This is a genomic window from Candidatus Kosakonia sp. 282A-S69 (assembly GCF_029433855.1).
In the GTDB taxonomy this organism is placed as follows: domain Bacteria; phylum Pseudomonadota; class Gammaproteobacteria; order Enterobacterales; family Enterobacteriaceae; genus Kosakonia; species Kosakonia cowanii_A.
The window spans coordinates 239,416-239,702 of the sequence record NZ_JAROAU010000005.1 but is presented as its reverse complement, the minus strand read 5'-3'; the positions used below and the strand labels follow the sequence as shown (position 1 = coordinate 239,702).

General features: G+C 46.7%; 1 protein-coding gene. It reads left to right on the top strand.

The window, feature by feature from the left end; translation table 11 throughout:
* Positions 1–3: 3 nt before the first annotated feature.
* Positions 4–287, top strand: a 284-nt coding sequence (locus tag PU683_RS22140) for a sugar nucleotide-binding protein (RefSeq protein WP_277174660.1), incomplete at its 3' end; no start/stop codon positions are given.

Below are 287 nucleotides of genomic sequence, written 5' to 3'. Positions count from 1 at the left end.
AAGATGATGAACATTGCTGACCAGCGCTCAGTACGGCATTCGTTTGGCTATTATCAGCCGGATATCGTGGTCAATAGCGCCGCGTTTACGTCGGTTGATCAATGCGAGAAAGAGCTTGATAAAGCGTACTTGATTAACGGAATCGGCGCTTATTATACAGCGCTTGAGTCAACCCGCATCGGAGCTCAATATGTTCATATCAGCACGGACTATGTATTCAATGGGAAAGGAACCCAGCCATATAGGGAAGACGATCCCCTCGATCCGAAAACCATTTATGGCAAAAG